General features: G+C 60.2%; 17 protein-coding genes. 4 read left to right on the top strand and 13 right to left on the bottom strand.

Annotated features, from left to right (window positions below; genetic code table 11):
- The 4 genes from FH08_RS0129645 to FH08_RS0129630 form a co-directional block, all read right to left on the bottom strand.
- Nucleotides 1-469: helix-turn-helix domain-containing protein (locus FH08_RS0129645; protein WP_031361833.1), on the bottom strand; the 469-nt coding region annotated here is incomplete at its 3' end.
- Between the two features lie 393 nt (nt 470-862).
- Complete coding sequence (locus FH08_RS0129640) at nt 863-2224, bottom strand: class-II fumarase/aspartase family protein (RefSeq protein ID WP_031361832.1); 1362 nt, start codon at nt 2222-2224, stop codon at nt 863-865.
- Nucleotides 2225-2238: 14 nt separating this feature from the next.
- The gene (locus FH08_RS0129635; protein ID WP_031361831.1) at nt 2239-3405 is read right to left on the bottom strand and encodes an enolase C-terminal domain-like protein; all 1167 of its coding nucleotides are present in this window, start codon (nt 3403-3405) and stop codon (nt 2239-2241) included.
- Nucleotides 3406-3438: 33 nt separating this feature from the next.
- Nucleotides 3439-4785, bottom strand: a complete 1347-nt coding sequence (locus FH08_RS0129630) for a cation:dicarboxylate symporter family transporter (RefSeq protein ID WP_051888641.1) — start codon at nt 4783-4785, stop codon at nt 3439-3441.
- 277 nt (nt 4786-5062) lie between these two features.
- Between FH08_RS0129630 and FH08_RS0129625 the strand changes: the two genes are divergently transcribed.
- On the top strand, nt 5063-5788 hold the full coding sequence (locus FH08_RS0129625; RefSeq protein ID WP_031361829.1) for a GntR family transcriptional regulator: 726 nt from the start codon (nt 5063-5065) through the stop codon (nt 5786-5788).
- Nucleotides 5789-5810: 22 nt separating this feature from the next.
- Here FH08_RS0129625 and FH08_RS0129620 read toward each other — a convergent pair whose 3' ends face one another.
- Entirely contained in the window at nt 5811-7352 is a 1542-nt protein-coding gene (locus FH08_RS0129620; RefSeq protein ID WP_031361828.1) for a methyl-accepting chemotaxis protein, read from the bottom strand.
- 291 nt (nt 7353-7643) lie between these two features.
- Here FH08_RS0129620 and FH08_RS0129615 point away from each other — a divergent pair, with 291 nt between their 5' ends.
- A complete protein-coding gene (locus FH08_RS0129615) occupies nt 7644-8375 on the top strand; it encodes a GntR family transcriptional regulator (RefSeq protein WP_031361827.1) in 732 nt (243 codons plus the stop codon).
- Here FH08_RS0129615 and FH08_RS50680 read toward each other — a convergent pair.
- From FH08_RS50680 to fliD, 3 genes are all read right to left on the bottom strand, one after another.
- The gene (locus FH08_RS50680) at nt 8308-8829 is read right to left on the bottom strand and encodes a DUF2306 domain-containing protein (RefSeq protein ID WP_075583397.1); all 522 of its coding nucleotides are present in this window, start codon (nt 8827-8829) and stop codon (nt 8308-8310) included. The two genes, FH08_RS0129615 and FH08_RS50680, sit on opposite strands and share 68 nt — an antisense overlap.
- 181 nt (nt 8830-9010) lie before the next feature.
- Nucleotides 9011-9244, bottom strand: a complete 234-nt coding sequence (locus FH08_RS0129605) for a hypothetical protein (RefSeq protein ID WP_031361825.1) — start codon at nt 9242-9244, stop codon at nt 9011-9013.
- A 43-nt stretch (nt 9245-9287) separates the two neighbouring features.
- Entirely contained in the window at nt 9288-10892 is a 1605-nt protein-coding gene (gene fliD / locus FH08_RS0129600; RefSeq protein WP_081889610.1) for a flagellar filament capping protein FliD, read from the bottom strand.
- Between the two features lie 337 nt (nt 10893-11229).
- Between fliD and FH08_RS0129595 the strand changes: the two genes are divergently transcribed.
- A complete protein-coding gene (locus FH08_RS0129595) occupies nt 11230-11493 on the top strand; it encodes a hypothetical protein (protein WP_031361823.1) in 264 nt (87 codons plus the stop codon).
- Between the two features lie 161 nt (nt 11494-11654).
- Nucleotides 11655-12536: a fructose bisphosphate aldolase gene (locus FH08_RS0129590; RefSeq protein ID WP_235210539.1), complete on the top strand. Its 882-nt coding sequence runs from the start codon at nt 11655-11657 to the stop codon at nt 12534-12536.
- A gap of 85 nt (nt 12537-12621) precedes the next feature.
- Here the strand turns inward: FH08_RS0129590 and FH08_RS0129585 are convergent, their stop codons facing one another.
- From FH08_RS0129585 to FH08_RS0129565, 5 genes are all read right to left on the bottom strand, one after another.
- Complete coding sequence (locus tag FH08_RS0129585; RefSeq protein WP_031361821.1) at nt 12622-13257, bottom strand: GNAT family N-acetyltransferase; 636 nt, start codon at nt 13255-13257, stop codon at nt 12622-12624.
- Between the two features lie 144 nt (nt 13258-13401).
- Nucleotides 13402-13734 carry a cupin domain-containing protein gene (locus tag FH08_RS0129580; protein ID WP_051888640.1) on the bottom strand — a complete coding sequence of 111 codons (333 nt, stop codon included), beginning with the start codon at nt 13732-13734 and terminating at the stop codon, nt 13402-13404.
- A 194-nt stretch (nt 13735-13928) separates the two neighbouring features.
- The gene (locus FH08_RS0129575) at nt 13929-15206 is read right to left on the bottom strand and encodes an NAD(P)/FAD-dependent oxidoreductase (protein WP_031361819.1); all 1278 of its coding nucleotides are present in this window, start codon (nt 15204-15206) and stop codon (nt 13929-13931) included.
- 104 nt (nt 15207-15310) lie between these two features.
- Nucleotides 15311-16843 (bottom strand): ABC transporter substrate-binding protein, encoded by a 1533-nt coding sequence (locus FH08_RS0129570; RefSeq protein ID WP_081889608.1) that lies wholly within the window; start codon nt 16841-16843, stop codon nt 15311-15313.
- A 262-nt stretch (nt 16844-17105) separates the two neighbouring features.
- Nucleotides 17106-19121 carry a hydantoinase B/oxoprolinase family protein gene (locus FH08_RS0129565; protein WP_031361817.1) on the bottom strand — a complete coding sequence of 672 codons (2016 nt, stop codon included), beginning with the start codon at nt 19119-19121 and terminating at the stop codon, nt 17106-17108.
- Nucleotides 19122-19126 lie beyond the last annotated feature (5 nt).

Genomic DNA, 19126 nt, shown 5'->3' with positions numbered 1-19126 from the left:
TGAGCCAGCCCGATATCTGCGCAGGTGCCCATTGTTGTTTGAGCTTACTCGCCACGAGCATACGTAGTCGCGCCCGGTTTGAAAGGGCGCACGCTTTGGGCCGTAGCGCGTTCTTCCAGGCATTGGCGTCGGCCTGTTGGGCGCGGTACTTTATCGGCCCGCCGTTGCGTTCGATCTCCCGGCTGATCGTCGATGGGGCTCGGTTCAGGCTCGCTGCAATGCGGTTTGAAGACCAGTTTGCGCTCAGCCCACGCGAGATCGCTTCGCGCTCCTCGGGCGTCAGTGCACGTGGCGAGCGCTTTCTTGGCGGCGGTGCGATCCCACCGCGCTTAGCAAGCATCCGATGCACCGAGCCCACTTCACGCTCCAGCGCCCGACTAATCTCGCTGACAGACTCCGCTGCGCGCCAGCGCTTCCAAATCTCCCCCTTCTGGGTCGACGTCAACCACGGTTTTGCTTGTCGTTTCATAGCCTCATCCTCCGATTTCCGTATTGGAACAGAGGTGTTGCATCGACCAGTTGAATCCGCCCGTCATTTCTTTGTCCAAAGCGACAAAGAAACGAAGCAAAGAAAGCGCTTTCAAAACGCGGGCTCGTAAGTTGACCTAGCGTGCAGTTTCCGCGTTTTTGGTACCCCAAAAGCACGGTGCTCGCAAGAGCGACGGATGTGTGAAACCCTCTTTCTCCGAACACGGATACCCACACGCTTCGCCACCAGTGACTGAATCTGCCCAAGGTTCACCCCGCGCTATCCGCGGACAACGACCCACCGAATTTGTACGCATTCCGAACCACGTCGCCAACCCAACTCGAAGCAAGGCTGCAAAGATATCCCAGGCCCTACCCCCCAGACTAGGACCTGCTACCTAGCTTTCCCTGCCGTCCCGTTAGCAACCGAACGCGCCATGTGCGCGGCAGCGCCCAGGTAATTCGCCGGGTCGGTCAGCGCTCGCAACTGAGCCTCTCCAAAGCTTTCCCGGATCTGCGTGTTTTCAATCAGGACGTCATGCAACGTACGGCCGCTTTCAATCGCAATGCGGCACGCGTCATAGACCACATCATGCGCATGCTGACGCCCGATTGCCGGAGCGAGTCCCATCATCACCGCTTCCGCCACAATCAATCCACCCGTTAAATCGAGGTTCTTTCGCATCTTCTCACTATCGACTCGCAGCCCGCGCAACATGAAGTTCGCCTGGAACAGTGCGCTCGCCGCAAGCAGGAAACTCTCAGGTACCGCGCTCCATTCGAGATGCCACGGACCAGTCGCACGCTCGAAGTCGTGCATCATGGCATCCAGCATCAGCGCCGCACGCTCACGAAGCATCTTCGCCGCCGCAAACATCAGCTCACTCGAAATCGGATTGCGCTTCTGCGGCATAGTGGAACTCGCACCGCGCCCCGGGACAAACGGTTCGGCCACCTCGCCGAACTCGGAAGCCGCCATCATCATCACGTCAAGTCCAATCTTTCCGAGTGACCCGCCAATGCTTGCCAGAAGCGATACAAGCTCATTCAACCCGTCGCGGGCAACATGCCATGTGATCTCAGGGTTGCGCAACCCCAGTTCTTCAGCAAGCAGCCTGCGCGTTTCCAGCGCTCTTTCCGGGTCACCCAAGGAAGCAAGCGTTCCCGCCGCACCGCCGAACTCGACCATCAACGCTCGCGCCTTCGCTTGCTGAAGACGCTCGGCATGGCGGTTCAGTGCCGATAACCACACGGCCGCGCGAAATCCAAACGTCACCGGCAACGCATGCTGCAAGTGCGTGCGCCCAGCCGTCACCGTATCGGCATGCTTGAGGGCCAGCTCGCGCAACGCCTCGCGCACGTCGTCCAGTTGCTTCTCGATGATCGCCACGCCCCGCGCACACTGCAGCATGGTGGCAGTGTCCATGATGTCTTGCGTCGTCGCACCCCAATGCAAGTATCGGCCGGCCTCACCGCACATCTCGCTTACCTGTTTAACCAGCGGCAGGATCGGATAACCGACGATCTCAGTCTCATGACGCAACGCGTCCAGGTCGAGCTTCGTGAAGTCCGCTCGCGCGGTAATCTCACGCGCGGCCTGCTCGGGAATCAGTCCGGATTTCGCCTGCGCCCTCGCAAGCGCGGTCTCCGTGTCGATGCAGCGCCGAAGATACGCCTCATCCGAGAACACGTCCCTCATCTCGGGCGTGCCAAACATGTCGCGGAAAAGTACCGAGTCGAAAACAGTAGTTGCCATTGCTCATTCCTCAATCAGTTTGCAAGGCGCGCAAGCCACGGGCGCAGCGCGTCTTTTTCTTCAAGTCCAAAGCCTGCCGCATCGGTTGGACGCACAAGTCCGCCGCCCACACCGCACCCCGCCGGATATCCGCCGAAGGGCTGGAACACGCCCGGATACGCCTCGCACCCGCCAAGCTCCAATCCAACGGCAATATGAAGGTTGATGAGATGGCCACCGTGCGGGTAAGCCTGAGCACGGTTGAAACCGCGGCTCTCGATAAGCTCGATCATCCGCGCGTATTCAGTCAACCCGTAGGCAAGCCCCGCATCCATCTGGAAGATGTCCTTGCCCGGCCGCATGCCGCCAAAGAGCGCGAGGTTCTTTACATCAGGCACGGAGAACAGGTTCTCGCCGGTGGCGATCCGGCCCGCGTAAGCCTGCGCGACCTGACGATTCAAATCGAAGTCGAGCGGGTCACCAATCTCTTCGTACCAGCGCAGGTCATACGGCGTGATGGCCTCCGCGTAGCTGAGCGCGGTTTTCAGATCGAAGCGGCCGTTTGCATCGACTGCGAGCCGCTGCCCTTCCCCCGCTACGGCCAACGCCGCTTCAATGCGGGCAATATCCTTTTCAAGGCTCGCTCCGCCAATCTTCATCTTGAACGCATCAAAGCCCAGCTCGCGATAAGCATTGAATTCATCGACCAGACGCTGCGTGCTTTCTTCGGGATAGTAGTAACCGCCTGCCGCGTAGACGTTCACGCCTTCGGTCTTCCCCTTCCTGCCGAAATGCCGCGCGATGGTGACGTGCGCCGGTTCATCCAGTAGCTTGGCTTTCAGGTCCCAGACGGCCAGCTCGATTGCACCAGCCGCTGCAGCACGGTCCCCGTGACCTCCAGGCTTCTCATTGCGCATGATGGTCCGCAACACTTTCTCAGGGTCAAAGCTGCGCCCCGACGAATCGAGCAACCCCTCAGGCTCCGCTGCCATGAGCCGGGGAATCATCCGGTCGCGCAGGATGCCGCCCTGAGCGTATCGGCCGATGGAGTCGAACGCATAACCCGTGACCGGTTTGCCGTTACGCATCACGTCAGTCTCCAACGCGACGAGCGATACATCATGTTCGGCAAAACTCACGAGGGCGTTCGCAACGTTTCCTTCCAGTGGGACGGATATTTCCCTGACCGCAGTGATACGCATGACTAATCCTCTAACGCTTTGAAAACTTTTAAGTCAGATGACCTTGCCCGGAGCCGTGCCGAATACGCGCTGATACTCGCTGCGTGCGGCACTCTCATCAAACTCACCGGTCGACCTGGCGATCACGAGCGTTGCCACGCTGTTACCCATCGCGTTGCAGATGGAGACCGCCTGCGATGTGAATCGATTGATGCCGAAAAGTATCGGCAAGCCTTCAATGGGCAACATGCCCGATGCCGTGACGGTGGCCGCGAACACGATGAACGTACCGCCCGACACAGTGGCCGCGCCCTTCGACGTAATCAGCATGATGACAAGCAGGCCAAGCTGCTGATGCAAGTCGAGCGGCACGCCGTATGCATTAGCGATAAACATCACGCAGAGCGACATGTAGACCGCGGTGCCGTCGAGATTGAACGCATAGCCGGTGGGAAGAACCAGACCCGTGGCTTGACGCGAACATCCAAGCCGTTCGAGCTTTTCGAACAGCCGGGGCAATGCGCTTTCAGACGAAGCGGTGGCGAACAGCAGGAAGATTTCGTCCTTGAAGTAGCGCAGGAAGCGGAACACGTTGAAGCCGTATAGGCGCAGCACGATGCCGAGCACGACAACCACGAAGAACGCGAGCGACAGATACATCACGATGAGCAGGTAGCCGAGGGAAATGACGGCATTCATGCCACTGCTTCCAATCGCAAAAGCAATCGAACCGAAGGCGCCCAGCGGCGCAAATTTCATGATGACGTCGACGAACTTGAAGAAGCAGTCGGACATCCGCGACAACGCATGCTCGACGCTGCCGCGCTGGTCCTGGTTCAACATCAGGACCGCTGCGCCAAAGCCGATCGAAATCACGAGCACCTGCAGCAGGGAGCCGTTCGCGAAAGCCCCGACGAAATTGTCCGGAAACAAAGTAAGCAGGAACTGTTGGACCGAGACGGCTCCGGCCTTGCCGTATTGCGCGTGAGCGGCAGCCGCTGCTTCGGGGCTCTGCGTGAGATGCATGCCCATCCCTACGCCGGACAGGTTGGCGATCACCATGCTCAGCGCAAGCGCGACGGTCGACACAACCTCGAAGTAGATCAGCGCACGCAACCCGATACGGCCGACGTTCTTAAGATCGCCCGCGGCAACAATGCCCAGCACCACGTTCAGGAAAACGAGCGGCGCGACGATCATCTTGATGAGCCGCAGGAAGATATCGCCCAATACCTTCATATCCACCGCGAGCTTCGGGGCGACGAAGCCAAGCGTGATGCCAAGCACGATCCCGACCACAATCTGCACGCCAAGCCGGCCGTAGAACGGCGTCTTCCTGCGCGCCGTTGCAGGCTCCGCGTCTGGGCCGTGGCGAGGTGCGGTCTCCGTATGAACAGCCATGCTTTTCTCCAGTTTCAGCGACTGCCCAGACATGGACTGGTTCGCTCAATATGTCCGTACTTATTTTATATGTCCGGACTATATTAGTGATTGGCGCAATGGGTCAATCTCGGGTTTACCTTGATGAAGCCCTTGGCGGATGACGGCGCGACGTCAAGCGGCCCGCGCGCTTGGCAATGCGCGTGCTGCAAGCTAGCATTAGCGCGCCGCAGCATTGCAGCGGCTTTAAGAGGCGGCGTCAAAAAGCGGCTTTAAAACCAGAAAAGGATTGAACCAGATGAAACCCCGGTACGCCGAATTGGCAGAGCAGCTCATCCAGGCTATCGGCGACGGCACGTTCGAACTCGGCTCCGCGTTGCCTACCGAGCTGGACCTGTCGGCCCAGTACGGCGTCAGCCGTGCGACGGTGCGTTCAGCGTTGGAGCGGGTGCAGGAACTTGGCCTGATATCGCGGCGCAAGCGGGCCGGCATACGCGTCGAAGCGACCAAACCTCGCGTGGCATTCGACCAGTCGCTCTCCAGCGTCGAAGACCTGATTCAGTTCGCGGTCGTCACCGAGCGTCATGTGCAGTCGGTCACGGAAGTGTCGGCGAGCCCGTCGCTCGCCGCGCAGTTGGGCGTGGCGACCGGCTCGCGCTGGCTCAGGACCGAAATGCTACGGGTGGATCCCGCCAAGCCCGACACGCCGATCTGCTGGACAGACGTGTACCTCGAGCCCACGTTAGGCGCGGGTATCAAGAGGGAGCTGCGCAAAAGCACAGGCCTGATCTGCGAGATGGTCGAGCAGCGATTCGGCCGCGTGGTGAAAGAAGTGCGACAGGAAATCCGCGCGATAGGCGTACCCGCTCGCATCGCGAAGCAGCTTGTGACCGAACCGGACGGACACGCACTCGAGATTACGCGGCACTACGTCGATGAAAACGGCATTGTCTTCGAAGCGACGGTCAGCGTTTTTCCCGCCGACCGTTTCACTTACTCATTGCAGCTTCGACGGCACGATTGAGTGCCGCGATGCCCGCTAAAGATCAGATACGAAAGCGGACAGCGGCTTCGCGAAGAATCTGCGCCTGCTCAGCCAGCGACACGGCCGCTGCCGTCGTCTCTTCAACCAACGCGGCGTTTTGCTGCGTGACCTCGTCCATTTGCGATACCGCGCGATTGACCTGTGCAATGCCGTCGCTTTGTTCCTTCGATGCGGCGGCCACCTCACTCATGATGTCGTTCACCCTCTGAATCGAGCGAACGATTTCGTTCATGGTCGTGCCCGCGGAGCCGACCAGGCCAGTACCTTCGGCAACGCTCACTGCAGCGCTGTCGATGAGCGCCTTGATCTCTTTCGCTGCGCTCGCCGAGCGCTGCGCGAGCGTTCGAACCTCGGTTGCGACTACCGCGAAACCCCGGCCTTGTTCCCCCGCGCGCGCGGCTTCAACGGCAGCGTTCAACGCAAGGATGTTGGTCTGGAAAGCAATGCCTTCAATGGTGCCAATGATGGTGGCAATTTTCGCAGACTGAGCATTGATCCCCGACATGGTGTCGACAACGCGGCTCATCATCGCGCCGCCGGTTTCCGCGACCTTCGCCGCCTCGCTTGCCAGGTTGCTCGCGGTGTTGGCGCTTTCATTGTTCTGCCTGACAGTCGCCGTCAGCTCTTCCATGCTGGCTGCCGTTTCCTCCAGCGCGGCAGCCTGCGATTCCGTTCTGCGCGACAGGTCTGCATTGCCCGATGCAATTTGATGCGTTGCTGTCGCCATGGACTCGCTGCTTGAGCGGACCGTCGACACGGTTTCACCCAGACCGCTTTGCATCGTGGCGAGCCCGCGCATCAACGCGCTCATCTCATCGCGGCCATGCGCTTCAATACGCTGTGACAGGTCGCCCCGCGCCATGGCCGAGCATGCATCGAGCGCTTTAGCAAGCGGGCGCGAGATAGCCCGGTGCAGGCCGACGGCACTCGCCAATGCGACCGCAACCGCGAGGAAGAGCAGGATGCCGGAAGCGAGGCTGACGGCGCGCAGCGTCGACTGGAACTGCTCGTAGTTGCTTGCCCCGTGTTGCATCAGGTAGTCGTTGAGCTCGTTCGTGCTCCTGGTCAGCGCAAGCGACAGCACGGGCATGTCGGTCATCGTGATGTGGTCTGCGGTGGCTGCGTCCCCCGTTTGCAGTGCCTGCAACGTCGGCTCTATGGCGCCCGCGACGAGACTATCGAAGGTCGCGGATACGTTGTCCGCCAGACGCTGCTCGCCGGCGCTCTTGGGTAACGCGAGATAACGCGCGTAAGCCGTGCGCGCCGGGTCGATGTAACTGCGCGCCTTCGTCACTAACGCCTGCACATCCGGAGCTTGCGGATGAAGCAGCGCGCGGTCCATTGAAACCCGCGCAATCGCCAGGTTGTATTTCATGTCGCCAATGGCGATCGCCGAAGACAGTTGGACGGCATAAGTGTCGTGCAGCGCGTCCTTGCCCGCTTTTGTCCCGTACTGGCCGAAGGCCGCCACAACAAGCAGAAGCGCAACGAGCAAGCCGAACGCGAGGGCGATGCGCGCTTTGATCGAAAAATTCGAGAACATGAACGTTGACCTATTCAGGATTGGAGTGCGCAAGAGGGACAGGCGATGCGACCGACCGCTTGACGACGCCAACTCACGACGCCGATATCAATATGTGATTACATATTGATATCGGTCGCAGTCGCTCATAACGCATAGGTATAAACCCTTATTCGATGAAACCCGGTGAATCTTTTTGGCACGGCGAATCCCTGCAGCGTCAATGTAAGCAGGCCTGTCGCCTGGTCCGTCCCGAATAATGGCTCTGCTACTATTTCTGCTTCTTTCGAGCTCTTAGTTTCGATCACGCACATGGCAAGTCCTCTTTATTCCCGGGTCGCACAGGATCTTGCCGAGGCTATCGGCTCAGGACGGTATGCGGTTGGCGCGTTGTTGCCGACCGAGATGGAACTCTGTCAGCACTACGGAACAAGTCGTCCCACCGTGCGGCTCGCGCTGCAGGAATTGCAGGGAATGGGGTTGGTATCGCGGCGAAAGCGTGTAGGCACTCGGGTCGAATCGAGTTCCCCGTCGGGTGCTTACAGCCAGTCGGTCGCCTCGCTTGACGGCCTTGTTCAACTTGCTGAAGATCAGGAGCGCGTGATCAAGGCGGTCGACGAAATCGTTGCTGACCGTGCGCTCGCGCGCGAACTCGGATGCACGCCGGGAAGCAAGTGGCTGCGCATGCAGATACTGCGGCTGGACCGCAAAGGCGACGCATTGCCAATCGGATGGACAGACGCGTATGTGGACCCCGCCTACGCGGATATTCCGGCGCTGTTAAAGGAGTCGCCGACGAAGCTCGTCAGCTCGCTCATTGAATCGAAGTTCGGCAAACGGGTGGCGGAAGTCGAGCAGACCGTTCGCGCGATCTCACTCACCGCCGAGCTGGCGGTGAGCCTGAACGCGGAGGAAGGCATGCCGGCATTGAAAATTATTCGTCGATACCTCGACAACGCGAACGAAGCTTTCGAAATCACGGTGACGGTTCACCCGGCCGACAGGATGCAGGTTTCAATGCGGCTTCGTCGCGACCGTCCGTAAAGAGACTGACCCGGCGAGATGCATCTGCGATTGCCAAAGGGATGGGCAAAACGTGGGCCGCTGCTGCCAAAGACATGCGCGCGGACCACCCTCCGAGCATGACGTTCAGCACACGATGCGGCGTCACGACCGCAGCCATACCCGCGACCACAAGCCCGATGAACGATCCGCGCATGGCTGCTACATGTCCTCTGACGTTACCATGCCGAATAGCCCAGATTGCACGCACGAGGCTAAGCGCGGTCAGCACCGCGAGGCTGTGAACCCATGAAAGCTGACCGTGGTTCAACTCCCGTATGTCAAACGAACTCAGCACAGTGACGAACATGGCCGCCACCCATACGCGGCCCGTCAACCTGTGGCGCGTAGTGCCCTTTCTCAACAGGAGTATTGATGCTCCGACCACGAGAGACAGGACGGCCGCGGCAATATGGACGGCTATGACGGTGCGCATGCGGGACTCCCTGCAAGACGCGTGAACGCAATGCAAGGAGTCTGTGCGGCAGCTTCGTTCTTTTCGAGTCGCTTGCGACGAAGCCTGCGAATCCTGTCGCCAATGGTCGGTAAATAAGCGCGAGGCGTGCGGGCTGTGTTTTTTTTGTTAGCGCAATTCTCGCGGTCCCCGCTTAATTTTCTTAAGGATGCAAACCGGCGCTTCGAGCGCTACGTCCCAATGCGCTTTCTCCAACATTGCCTGCACCAAAAGCGTTCGTGCTGCCGGTGTACACGCCGCTACCATTGTTGTTGATGTTGCCCGCCGCGTTCGGCCATGCGTGCTCCAGCCAGTCGCTGTCGGCACTACCGGCGCTCGCGCGTGCGAAGACCGGACGATGCAGGCGCTTCGCAAGCCTCGGTTTGTGTTGTGTCACTGTTGGATCTCGACTTATCGCTGCCCCATCACTGCGTTGTTAATCAACCGCCCTTGCCTTTCGCCAGCGCACCGGCACTGTTGGCGCCGCCGAACAGTTGCGTCAGGTACTGCGAATTCTTGTTCATCGTCGCCATGACCGTGTTGAGCGCCGTGAACTGCGCCTGGTATTGATGCGTGAGCTGCGCCGAGTAGCTCGCCAGGGTGTCTTGCTGCGTGCTGATGCCCTTGAGGTCCGCGTTGAGCGGGTCCTGGTTATTCGCGATCAGGCCGCGCTCGCCCAAGAATCCGTTCAGGCTCTTGGTCATCTTCGCGGCCACGCCGGTCGTCGAATTGAACAGGGTCGCCACCCCCGCCGGATTGCTTGTCAGCTCGCTTGTAATCTTCGTGCTGTCCGCTGTGAGGGTCGCGTCCTTGTTCAGCGTAATGCCAATAGCGCCGAGCGAAATATTGGAACTGCCGTTCTTGACGCCGCCGCTGACAATGCCCGCGAGCGTGCTCTTGATCGTGTTGAACATCGCGTTGCCAAGCAGCGGGCCGCCTTGCGCACCCTTGGCTTTCGAACTGTCGAAACCGGCAACCTGGCTATAGGTCGTGACCAGGGTGTTATAGAGGTTGACGAAGTTGTTGATGGCGGTCGCTGCCGATGTGGTGTCCTGTGCCACGGTCAGCGTCTGCGGCGTGCCGGCAGGCGCGCCAATGGCCGCCGCGGTGAGGTTCAGCGTGACCCCCTGGATCGCGTTGGTCACCGTGTTGCTTGCACTCGTGCCGGCTGTCCCGTCGATGGTGAACATGGCGTCTTTAGCCGATTCGGTCTGCGTCCACGGGCTCGTGGCGGACACCGATGCAATGGTCGACGGGTCCGCGCCGCTGGCGCCGGCCGTGGACGATACGCCGAGACTGGACAGGCCCGCATCGTCGGTCACCGTGCCTACTGAAACACCAATCGTGTTCGATGCGCCCGTGGCCGATGAACGCAAGATCAAGTGCGCGCCGTCGGTGCCCGTCACGACAGTTGCCGTGACGCCGGGATTGCTCGACGACCCGTTGATCGCGCTTGCAATGCCGCTCACGGTGTTGTTCGCCGACGTGATGTCGACGCTCGCCGACTTGTCTCCGACTGAGACGTTCATCGTGCCGGTGCCCAGAGCGGTTGTTGCGCCGAACGCTGCCGACGACAACGTCTGCGCGCTGGCAATCTGCGTCACCGCGACCGAATAGCTGCCCGTCGCCGCACCGGTGCTGCCGCTTGCCGTCAGCCCCGTGCCGTCGGCCGTCAAGGTGAACTGCCCAAGAGCGGTACCGTTCGCGAGCGGCGCAATGCCCGCCTGCAACGCCGACAACCCGGCCTGCAAGGCGCCGATTGCCGAGAGCTTGGTGCTGTCATTTCTCTGCTGCGCGATCAGCGAGCCGGTCTGGCCCGCCACCTTCGCGTTGACAAGGCTCGTGACCAGCGACGACACATCCAGTGACGCATTGCCCGTCGAGCCGCTGATGACGGACTGCGCGGCGGACGCCCTGGCCGAGGCGGCGGCAGCCGTGGTGTCGGCCGCGCTCGAGATGGCGTTGGCCGAGGTCGCGGGGGCTGAGATCGCAGGGGCCGGGGCGGGCACGCTTGAAGCGCTGGACGCGCTGGAAATCGTCGACATTAAAATGCTCCGTACGTCAGGTTTGCTGTTGAGCCTGGATGAAAATCGCCCACTGAAGGCAAGCCTCAGGAGAGCCTCAGGGGAGCGTTATGCGATGCGATGCGGCAGCCGCGCGGTGACCGGGCTGTGCATCGTCTATTCGCGCAGTCATAGTTGCGCACTTCCGCCAAGCGTGAAACGGCGAGCAACACGCGCCTCCCGCAGGTTCTTCCCAAATCTTTAAAAAGATTTCCACGCGTGTGTCGAGGCCGTTCGAGGTCGCCGGTGGCCGACGACCCTATCTGTCAGTGAGGTGACGGAGTCCCGCAGAAATATCCGTGAGACTCGGACAAGGCCCTTGTTCTCTCGCGTCTCGCCGGCATTTTTTGATTTTTATTTCAATATTTTTTCGCGGATGCTTGAGCGCGAATTCTGGTGCGCTTTGGCTCTTGCGGACCAAGCCTTTGGTTTTCAGTCGCTTTTTATCAAGGCATCGTTCTTGCGGCTCGAGGACCGTCTTGCGACCCGCCCGCGGTCCAGCCCGGCGTGCGGGCTGGACAATGAGGGTTCGTTTTTGCAAATCGCCATGAAAGCGCAAATCGCAAAAAACTTGCGGCATTGAGAGCGGCAGCAATCGATCGCAGTTTGTTTGTTGTCGAACCTCCTCCGCCAATCCAGTACACTTATTGAATTGAAAGCACCGGTTCTGACAGGCAAACCTGGTCAGGGTGTTTGACAGTTTCTAATAGTTGAGAGGGAGAAACGTACGTGGCTAATGACAAGATGCTGGCGCAAATGAGCAACAAACCGGGGTTTATCGCGGCCCTCGACCAGAGTGGCGGATCCACCCCCGGCGCCCTGAAGGCGTATGGAATTCCGGAGAGCGACTACAACGGCGACGCCGAGATGTTCAAGCTGATGCACGAGATGCGGGTACGCATCATGACCGCACCCGCTTTCACCGGTGAGAAGGTTGTCGGCGCCATTCTCTTCGAAGCCACCATGGACGGACAGGCAGAAGGAAAGTCCGTGCCGGCCTTCCTGTGGGAAGACCGTGGCGTGGTTCCTTTCCTGAAAGTGGACAAGGGGCTCGAGGCCGAAGCGAACGGCGTGCGTCTGATGAAACCGATTCCCGGGCTGGACGCGCTGCTCGAGCGGGCGGTCAAGCTGGGCGTGTTCGGTACGAAAATGCGCTCGGTTATCGACCATGCGTCGCAGGAAGGGATTGCGGCCATTGTCAAGCAACAGTACGAAGTCGCGGCGCAAATCCAGGCGCACGGTCTTGTGCCGATCCTGGAACCCGAGGTGTCGATCAACAGCCCGGACAAAGCGGCAGCGGAAACCATCCTGCTGGCTGAGCTGCTCAAGGGCCTTGATGCTTTGCCCGATGGTAGCAAGGTCATGATCAAGCTGACCATCCCGGACGTGGCGGATTTATATCGTCCGTTGATCGAGCACCCGGCTGTCGTACGCGTGGTGGCGCTCTCGGGCGGCTACTCTCGGACCGACGCGTGCACGCGTCTCGCGAAGAATCACGGCATGATCGCCAGCTTTTCCCGTGCGCTGATCAACGAGCTCAAGAAGCCGATGAGCGACAGCGAGTTCGACGCAACGCTGGCAACGGCTGTCAATGAGATCTATCAGGCCTCGGTTGAAAAGGTCTGATCAATAGGTTGCAAGCGGGTTGCAAGTAGGTTTTGAAGCAGTGTTTGATACAGGCCGCACTCGAAGCATGAGTGCGGCCTGTTTTTCATGCCGCGCGAGCAACGCTCGCTTGCGGCAGTTCAAGACGGCGCGACCACGTGGCGAGGTGGCGGAAAGCGACGGGCGGTTTGCACAGGATGGCGCTGTCATATTGCTTGCCCGCGAATCTGACGAAGTCGTCGATCCGGAAGCCCTGGCCCCGGTAGAAATCAATCAAATGTGCAGCGGGTTGCGGGGTATCCAGCGCAAGCTCTGCGTAACCGCGAATGGCGGCCCAATGATCCGCGTAGGCCAATAACGACTTCCCGATCCCCCTGCTCTGATAGGCAGGATCAATGCCGAACTGGCGAACACTCGCAATATCATCCCGCCGATAAAGCGCACATACCGACCCGGTATCCTGTGCGTAAAGTGTCATGGTTCCGACCAGCCGTCCGTTGCATACCGCAACATAACAGTCGCCGCGCATGGCACGGGCGCGAGTAACCAGCGCGGACTGGTCAACGCACGTGCAGTTGAGCCCCATGCCTCCAAGCCGCGCGAACGAACGGTGCAGCATCTGGGTCAACTCATCGAACGAATCGCACGCCGGGTCAAAGCGCCTCAGTACGACGCTGCCGACGCCACGATGAACGTAGCTGATACGCGTGTGATTCTTGATTGCTGTGTGTTGCTTCGACATGACACCCCCGGTCTCATCATTGCCAGAAGTGTAGGATTCCTCGCCGGTTCATAACAAGAAAAAATGCCGTAAATATTCTGTGTTTTACGGCATATATATACAGGCCGCGTGGGGTTTTACGGGATTTTTATTTCAGGCCTGCTCTCAAGAAACGCGTACACTTTCCGCATTCATTTTTTCGATGGTGAGATTCACCGATCGCGCTGTCAAAGGGCCGGTCCGATGCCTGACCCCGGCCGGTACCGTCAACATCTCGCCTGCCTTTAACTCGTATCGCGCCGTTTCCAGCTCGACCAGCAAGACGCCCTCGAGAACGATGAACACTTCGTCCGAGTCAGGATGGAAATGCCAGAAAAATGGCGCATCCATCACGCTAAGATGAACAGCGTGATCGTTCACCTTAGCCAGGACCTGATTGAAGTATCCCGCTTTGGTCTGCGCTGCGACTGCGCTCAGGTTGATCAATTCAGCGTCCAAGATGATCCCTCCGGATCCATGCGGCGAAGCATGTGAGCCACGACTAAACTTAGCGCACATTTGCCAATTATCAGCCGCTAGTCACCAGCCTAACCACCCGCAACCTGCGCGCAAAGAGAGAAATTTTCACCGCGACGTGAGTCAAATTCACAAGGCGTCAACGCCTCGCTGCCAAATCAGGACGATAAGAACCGTCAGAACAAAATATCCTGCAACCGGTAATACGCGCCGACCAAAGGCAGCGTCCACGCGCGGCCAGCATGTCCGGGCACAGGGGGCCAAGGCAGCGAACGCCACGGATTGGCCTGTTCGGAACCCGACATCATGTCGGCCATCATGCGCCCCATGTGCGTCGACATCTGCACGCCGTGGCCGCTGTAACCCATCGAATAGTAGAGCCCTTCGTGCTGACCTGCACGAGGAAGCCGGTCCACGGTAATGTCGATCAGACCACCCCAGCAGTAGTCGATCCTCGTGTTGCCAAGCTCCGGAAAGTACTTGGCCAGTCCCTTGCGCAGCACGTTACCGCTCTTTTCATCGGAGTGAGGATTGGACATCGCGAAGCGCGCGCGACCACCCCACAGCAGCCGGTTATCGGGCGTCACGCGAAAATAATTGCCGATGTTGAGCGACGTCACATAGCTGCGCCTGTGAGGGAAAAACGCGTCGAGTTGCTGAGTGGAAAGCGGCTCCGTCACCACGATAAAACTGCCCACTGGCGCCATGCGCTGCTGGAACCACTGCAACGGCCCCACGCGCGATGCACCCGTTGCCACGAGCACCCGGTCCGCCCTGATGACGCCACGCGCCGAGGTGAGCTCATAGCGCTCCCCGTCAATGCGTTTCAGTTGCGTGACCACCGCGCCTTCGAAGATACGCGCGCCGTGCCGCGTGGCAGCCTGTGCCAGCCCGACTCCGAACTTGCCCATGTGCATCTGCACGCCGTTGCGCTGCAACAGCCCACCATGAAAACCATCCGAGCCGATTTCACTGCGCATGCGATCAGCCGGAATCAACTCGACTTCCGGGTCGACCTCGCGGCGCAACACCTCATAGGTACGCGCCAGTTTTTCGTAGTGCTTGGGCTTGGCCGCCAGCTTGAGCTTCCCTGTGCGGACAAGGTCGCAATCGATCTGATGACGGGAGACGATGGACTCCACACTCGCTACCGCACTTTCATAGGCACGATAAAAGCCCCGGGCCTGCTCCAGTCCGACTCTCGCGGCAAGCGAAGCGAAGTCCTGCGCGACGCCGGTGTTGCACTGGCCGCCGTTACGCCCGGACGCCTCGCTCGCTATGCGCCCTGCTTCGAGCACGGTGACCGATACACCACGCGTGGCCAGTTCGAGCGCAGCCGACAAGCCCGTGAACCCGCCACCGATGACCACCACATCGGCGCGGCCTTCCACGGGACCCTGTGCACCTTCGCTGAATACGGGAGCCGTATCCAGCCAATACGAATCAAGCTTCATTGATTTTTCAGTTGAATGTGGCGCGACGAGTCTGCTTCTGAATTTTGCCTCGTGCGCCACGATAGCCGCTTCCGATGCTTCCGCCGCTTCAGTGGCGCTCCTGGTCAGGCGGTCCACCAAACATGTTCGGCGAACGAGAAGCCCATCATCGCACCGGTCGGGATCGAGCCCAGCCCTTTCAAGCGCTTGTCGTTGGCATCGAGCAGGCTGATGAACGACGGGATACCGATGCCACCCTGATCCGCCACCAGCACCTGCATCTCGCCGTACATCTGCTTGCGTTTCGCTTCGTCGGTTTCAGCACGCGCGCTCAGCAGCAACTGGTCGAAGCGCGGGTCCTTCCAGCCTGACTCGTTCCAGGGCGCGTCGGACTTGAAGAACTGCGTGAACAATACGTCCGCGCTAGGACGCGGGTTGATGCTGCCGAAACCGAGCGGATGTTTCATCCAGTGATTCGACCAGTAACCATCGGCGGGAACCCGGTTCACAACGAGGTTCACACCAATCTTCGCAGCCGTCTGCTGCATCAGCTCGGCCATTTCGATAGAACCGTTCGCGTCGGTGGTGGCGTAGATCGGCGGCAAAGCCGGGCCGACTGCGCCGGCCTTCTGCATGTAGAACTTGGCCTTGTCGAGATCGAACTTGCGTTGCGGCAGCGAAGCGTTGAAGTAGCGGTGGCCCGGCGGGATCGGCTGGTCGTTGCCGGTCACGGCATAGCCCCGGAACACGGCCGTGCGGATCTGCTCACGGTCGAACAGGTTCTTCATGCCCAACACGAAGTCGGGGTTGCCCGTGAGCGTGTTATCGCGACGCATGATCAGGTCGGTGTAAAGACCGGATTTCGTTTCCTTCACCGCGTAACCCGGGGTCGACGCAATGCGCTGGGTCGAGCGCGGATCGACGGAGTTGATCAGGTGCACGTCGCCCGCGAGCAGCGCATTCACGCGGGCAGCGTTGTCGCTGATGCTCACCAGTTCGATCTGGTCGAGGTACGGTTGTCCAGCTTTCCAATAGTTGTCATTGCGCACGCCGACCGTGCTTACACCCGGCTTGAAACTCTTGACCTTATACGGTCCGGTTCCAATCGCCGAGGCGAAGTTCGTCGTGCCGTCCTTGACGATCACAAGTTGCGGCGTGGCAAGGATCGCCGGCAAGTCGGCGTTCGGCACATCGAGCACCATGGTCACTTCGTTCGGACCGCTCGCCTTGATATCGGCGAACTGATCGGCGAGGGTCTTCACCTTCGACGCCGTCTGCGGATTCTTGTGACGCAGCAGTGAATAAACCACATCGGCAGGCGCGAGCGGCTTGCCGTCGTGGAAAGTCACGCCCTGGCGAAGCTTGATGATCCACGTTTTCGCATCGGAACTTGATACGGACTCCGCAATGTTCATTTGCGGCGTCAGGCTCTCGTCAAACTGGGTCAGGCCGCTATAGAACATGAAGAACCGGATGTAGTCGCTACCCGTCGAACCCACGGCAGGGTCGAGGGTGTCCGAGACCGAACCCGCGTCGTACGCCACCCGGATACTGCCGCCTTTCTTGGGGGTATCGGCGGCCAGCGCAGCGGCAGACACCGACAGCAGGCCGCCGCCGGTGACCGCCATCATGCCGGTGCCGGCCAACACGCGCATCATGTCGCGACGACTTAGACCACCGCTTTTTATATCATCTTTCACTTGAATGACTCCGGACGGGTAAGGGATCTGAAAGAACGTTCAGGAGGCGACGGGGCTAGGTTTATCGCGTCTCTTCAGCAGCATCGTATGCTTGCAGAATCCACGCGAAACGCCGACAAAAACCGCAAAACAGCATAAATCGCTTGTTATCGCATCGCTAACGCGGTGCTTTGCATGGCCGCCAACCAGCCGATGAAAATGTCCGCGTTTTCCCCATGCTTCAGGCAACGGCGGACTGCTCCGCGTCGAGCAATTGGGGGTATCGCCGCAGCACGTCGGCATACAGTTCGTTAATAATTCCGGCGCCGGCCGTCAGCGTGCCCGCTGCTTCCCTCGCGTCGAGCGCATCGAAGATCTTGTGCTTGAGGAAATGACGCCACACCACCGGCGCGCGAGCCAGGATGCCGGTCAATACGTCGTAACGTTCGCGTGTCCACTTCGCCTCATAGGCGTTGCGCTCGGCACCATAGTCGAAGTGGGCGACTGCGGTCTGGGCCGCTATCCTTTTGGCCTCGTCGCGCAATTGCGCCGTGCCGGTTTCGTCGATCGTGCCGTCGACCAGCACGACGCCATACAACTCACGCGCCTGATCGACACGAAGGTAACCGCGCCGCACGTCTTCGGCCACCTTCTGCGCATCGCGTTCGTGCGGATGGCCGTAGCCGCCACCGCCGCAGCCTTCGAGGCGGATGACATCGCCGGGACCGCACATCACGAGGTCGGTCACGCCGAGGTCCTCCTCGTCCTCGCGGCCCGGATTGCGGGTAAAGCGTGAGACGGCGCCCGCCTTGCCCCCAAGGACGCCCCAGGAAGCGAAACGCGAGCGGTCGCGATTGCGGGCCGTCACCAATGTGCCCGGCGAAAACGCCCTGAACTCCATCACGGTGCCCAGCCCGCCGCGGTACTTGCCCACGCCCGCGCTGCCGGGCACGACGCCATACTTGGTGATCCGGATCGGCACTTCGGCTTCGTTGATCTCGACCGGCGTATTGCGCAGGAACGCCACGTTCGCGCCGGACGCATCCGACCCGTCCCCCGAGATCATGCCGCCCGCGCCACCGCCGACCGGACCGATGGAAGCGATCACCGCACGGCCGCGGCGATCCACGGTCTTGACGTTAAGTATCGACATGCCGCCGGCCGGACACGCCGGCAAACGTTCCGGGCACACCATCGAGAATGCACCGAAGGTCACGTACTGCGCGACCTTCGCGGTCAGGCTGCGCATCCCGACCGCAGCCGGTGGAACGCAATTCATGATCGTGCCTTCAGGCAGGATGCAGCGTGCCACCTTCAGCATGCCTGCGTTGAGCAGAAGATCGGGATTGAGCGAGTACAAGACATAGTTGAGGCCGACGAGCGCGAGGACGTGGCGTTCCTTGCCGCCCGTGGGCATGTTCAGCGACGAATTCAATTGCGGATCGCTGCCGGTGAAATCGAAGACGAGTGAACCGTCCGAAACAGTCAGCGTCAGCGCAACACGCAGCGGTTTGCCGTTGACCGAATCTTCGTCGGCATATTCGGCGAAGAAATATTCGCCGTCCGGCATGCTCCTCACGATCGTGCGCGCCTGCTCTTCCGAGTACTCGAGCAGCGCGTCCATTCCGGCGCGGAATTGCTCGATTCCGAAGCGCTCGATGATCTCCAGCACCCGGCGCTCGCCGGTCATCAACATCGCAATCTGTGCCTTCAGGTCGCCGCGATTCTGCTCGGGCGCGCGCACGTTGATCGCCATGTGTTCGAGCAGGACCTCGTCCAGCACACCCGCGCGAACAATCTTGGTCGGCGCGAAGCGGATGCCCTCCTGGTAGATCTCGGTCAGCGTGCGCGACAGCGACGCCGGCACCGCGCCGCCCATGTCGGTGTTATGAATATGTCCGCCGACATAGCAGACAATCTCGCCGTTGAAAAACACCGGCTTCCACATCATCACGTCGGGCGTGTGGGTCGCCACGTAGCCGCTGTACGCGTCGTTGGTCATGCAGATATCGCCCGGTTCGTAGTGGTCGATCATGTCGATCACAGCGCCGAAGTCGAGACCCGGATACCACGTGGCGCCGAGCGTCTTCGGCGAAGCAAACGTGAGTCCGCGGGTGTTCATCAGCGTGCAGGAGAAGTCTTCCGTTTCCTTCACGAACGCGGAATGCGCGGTACGCACGAGCGTATAGGCCATGCTTTCCGCGGCCGCGACGCAGTAGTTCGCGAAGATCTGGAGGACGGATTTATCGAATGTCATGTTGC

The organism is Caballeronia sordidicola, assembly GCF_000729995.1.
GTDB classification, from domain to species: domain Bacteria; phylum Pseudomonadota; class Gammaproteobacteria; order Burkholderiales; family Burkholderiaceae; genus Caballeronia; species Caballeronia sordidicola_A.
The sequence above is the reverse complement of the archived record's forward strand: the minus strand, read 5'-3'. Positions and strand labels throughout refer to the sequence as shown.

Bases quoted from the DNA above. Each gene is read 5' to 3' on its own strand.
- FH08_RS0129640 (WP_031361832.1), bottom strand. From the start codon at position 2,224: ATGGCAACTACTGTTTTCGACTCGGTACTTTTCCGCGACATGTTTGGC.
- FH08_RS0129635 (WP_031361831.1), bottom strand. From the start codon at position 3,405: ATGCGTATCACTGCGGTCAGGGAAATATCCGTCCCACTGGAAGGAAAC.
- FH08_RS0129630 (WP_051888641.1), bottom strand. From the start codon at position 4,785: ATGGCTGTTCATACGGAGACCGCACCTCGCCACGGCCCAGACGCGGAG.
- FH08_RS0129625 (WP_031361829.1), top strand. From the start codon at position 5,063: ATGAAACCCCGGTACGCCGAATTGGCAGAGCAGCTCATCCAGGCTATC.
- FH08_RS0129620 (WP_031361828.1), bottom strand. From the start codon at position 7,352: ATGTTCTCGAATTTTTCGATCAAAGCGCGCATCGCCCTCGCGTTCGGC.
- FH08_RS0129615 (WP_031361827.1), top strand. From the start codon at position 7,644: ATGGCAAGTCCTCTTTATTCCCGGGTCGCACAGGATCTTGCCGAGGCT.
- FH08_RS50680 (WP_075583397.1), bottom strand. From the start codon at position 8,829: ATGCGCACCGTCATAGCCGTCCATATTGCCGCGGCCGTCCTGTCTCTC.
- fliD (WP_081889610.1), bottom strand. From the start codon at position 10,892: ATGTCGACGATTTCCAGCGCGTCCAGCGCTTCAAGCGTGCCCGCCCCG.
- FH08_RS0129590 (WP_235210539.1), top strand. From the start codon at position 11,655: ATGCTGGCGCAAATGAGCAACAAACCGGGGTTTATCGCGGCCCTCGAC.
- FH08_RS0129585 (WP_031361821.1), bottom strand. From the start codon at position 13,257: ATGTCGAAGCAACACACAGCAATCAAGAATCACACGCGTATCAGCTAC.
- FH08_RS0129575 (WP_031361819.1), bottom strand. From the start codon at position 15,206: ATGAAGCTTGATTCGTATTGGCTGGATACGGCTCCCGTATTCAGCGAA.
- FH08_RS0129570 (WP_081889608.1), bottom strand. From the start codon at position 16,843: ATGATGCGCGTGTTGGCCGGCACCGGCATGATGGCGGTCACCGGCGGC.
- FH08_RS0129565 (WP_031361817.1), bottom strand. From the start codon at position 19,121: ATGACATTCGATAAATCCGTCCTCCAGATCTTCGCGAACTACTGCGTC.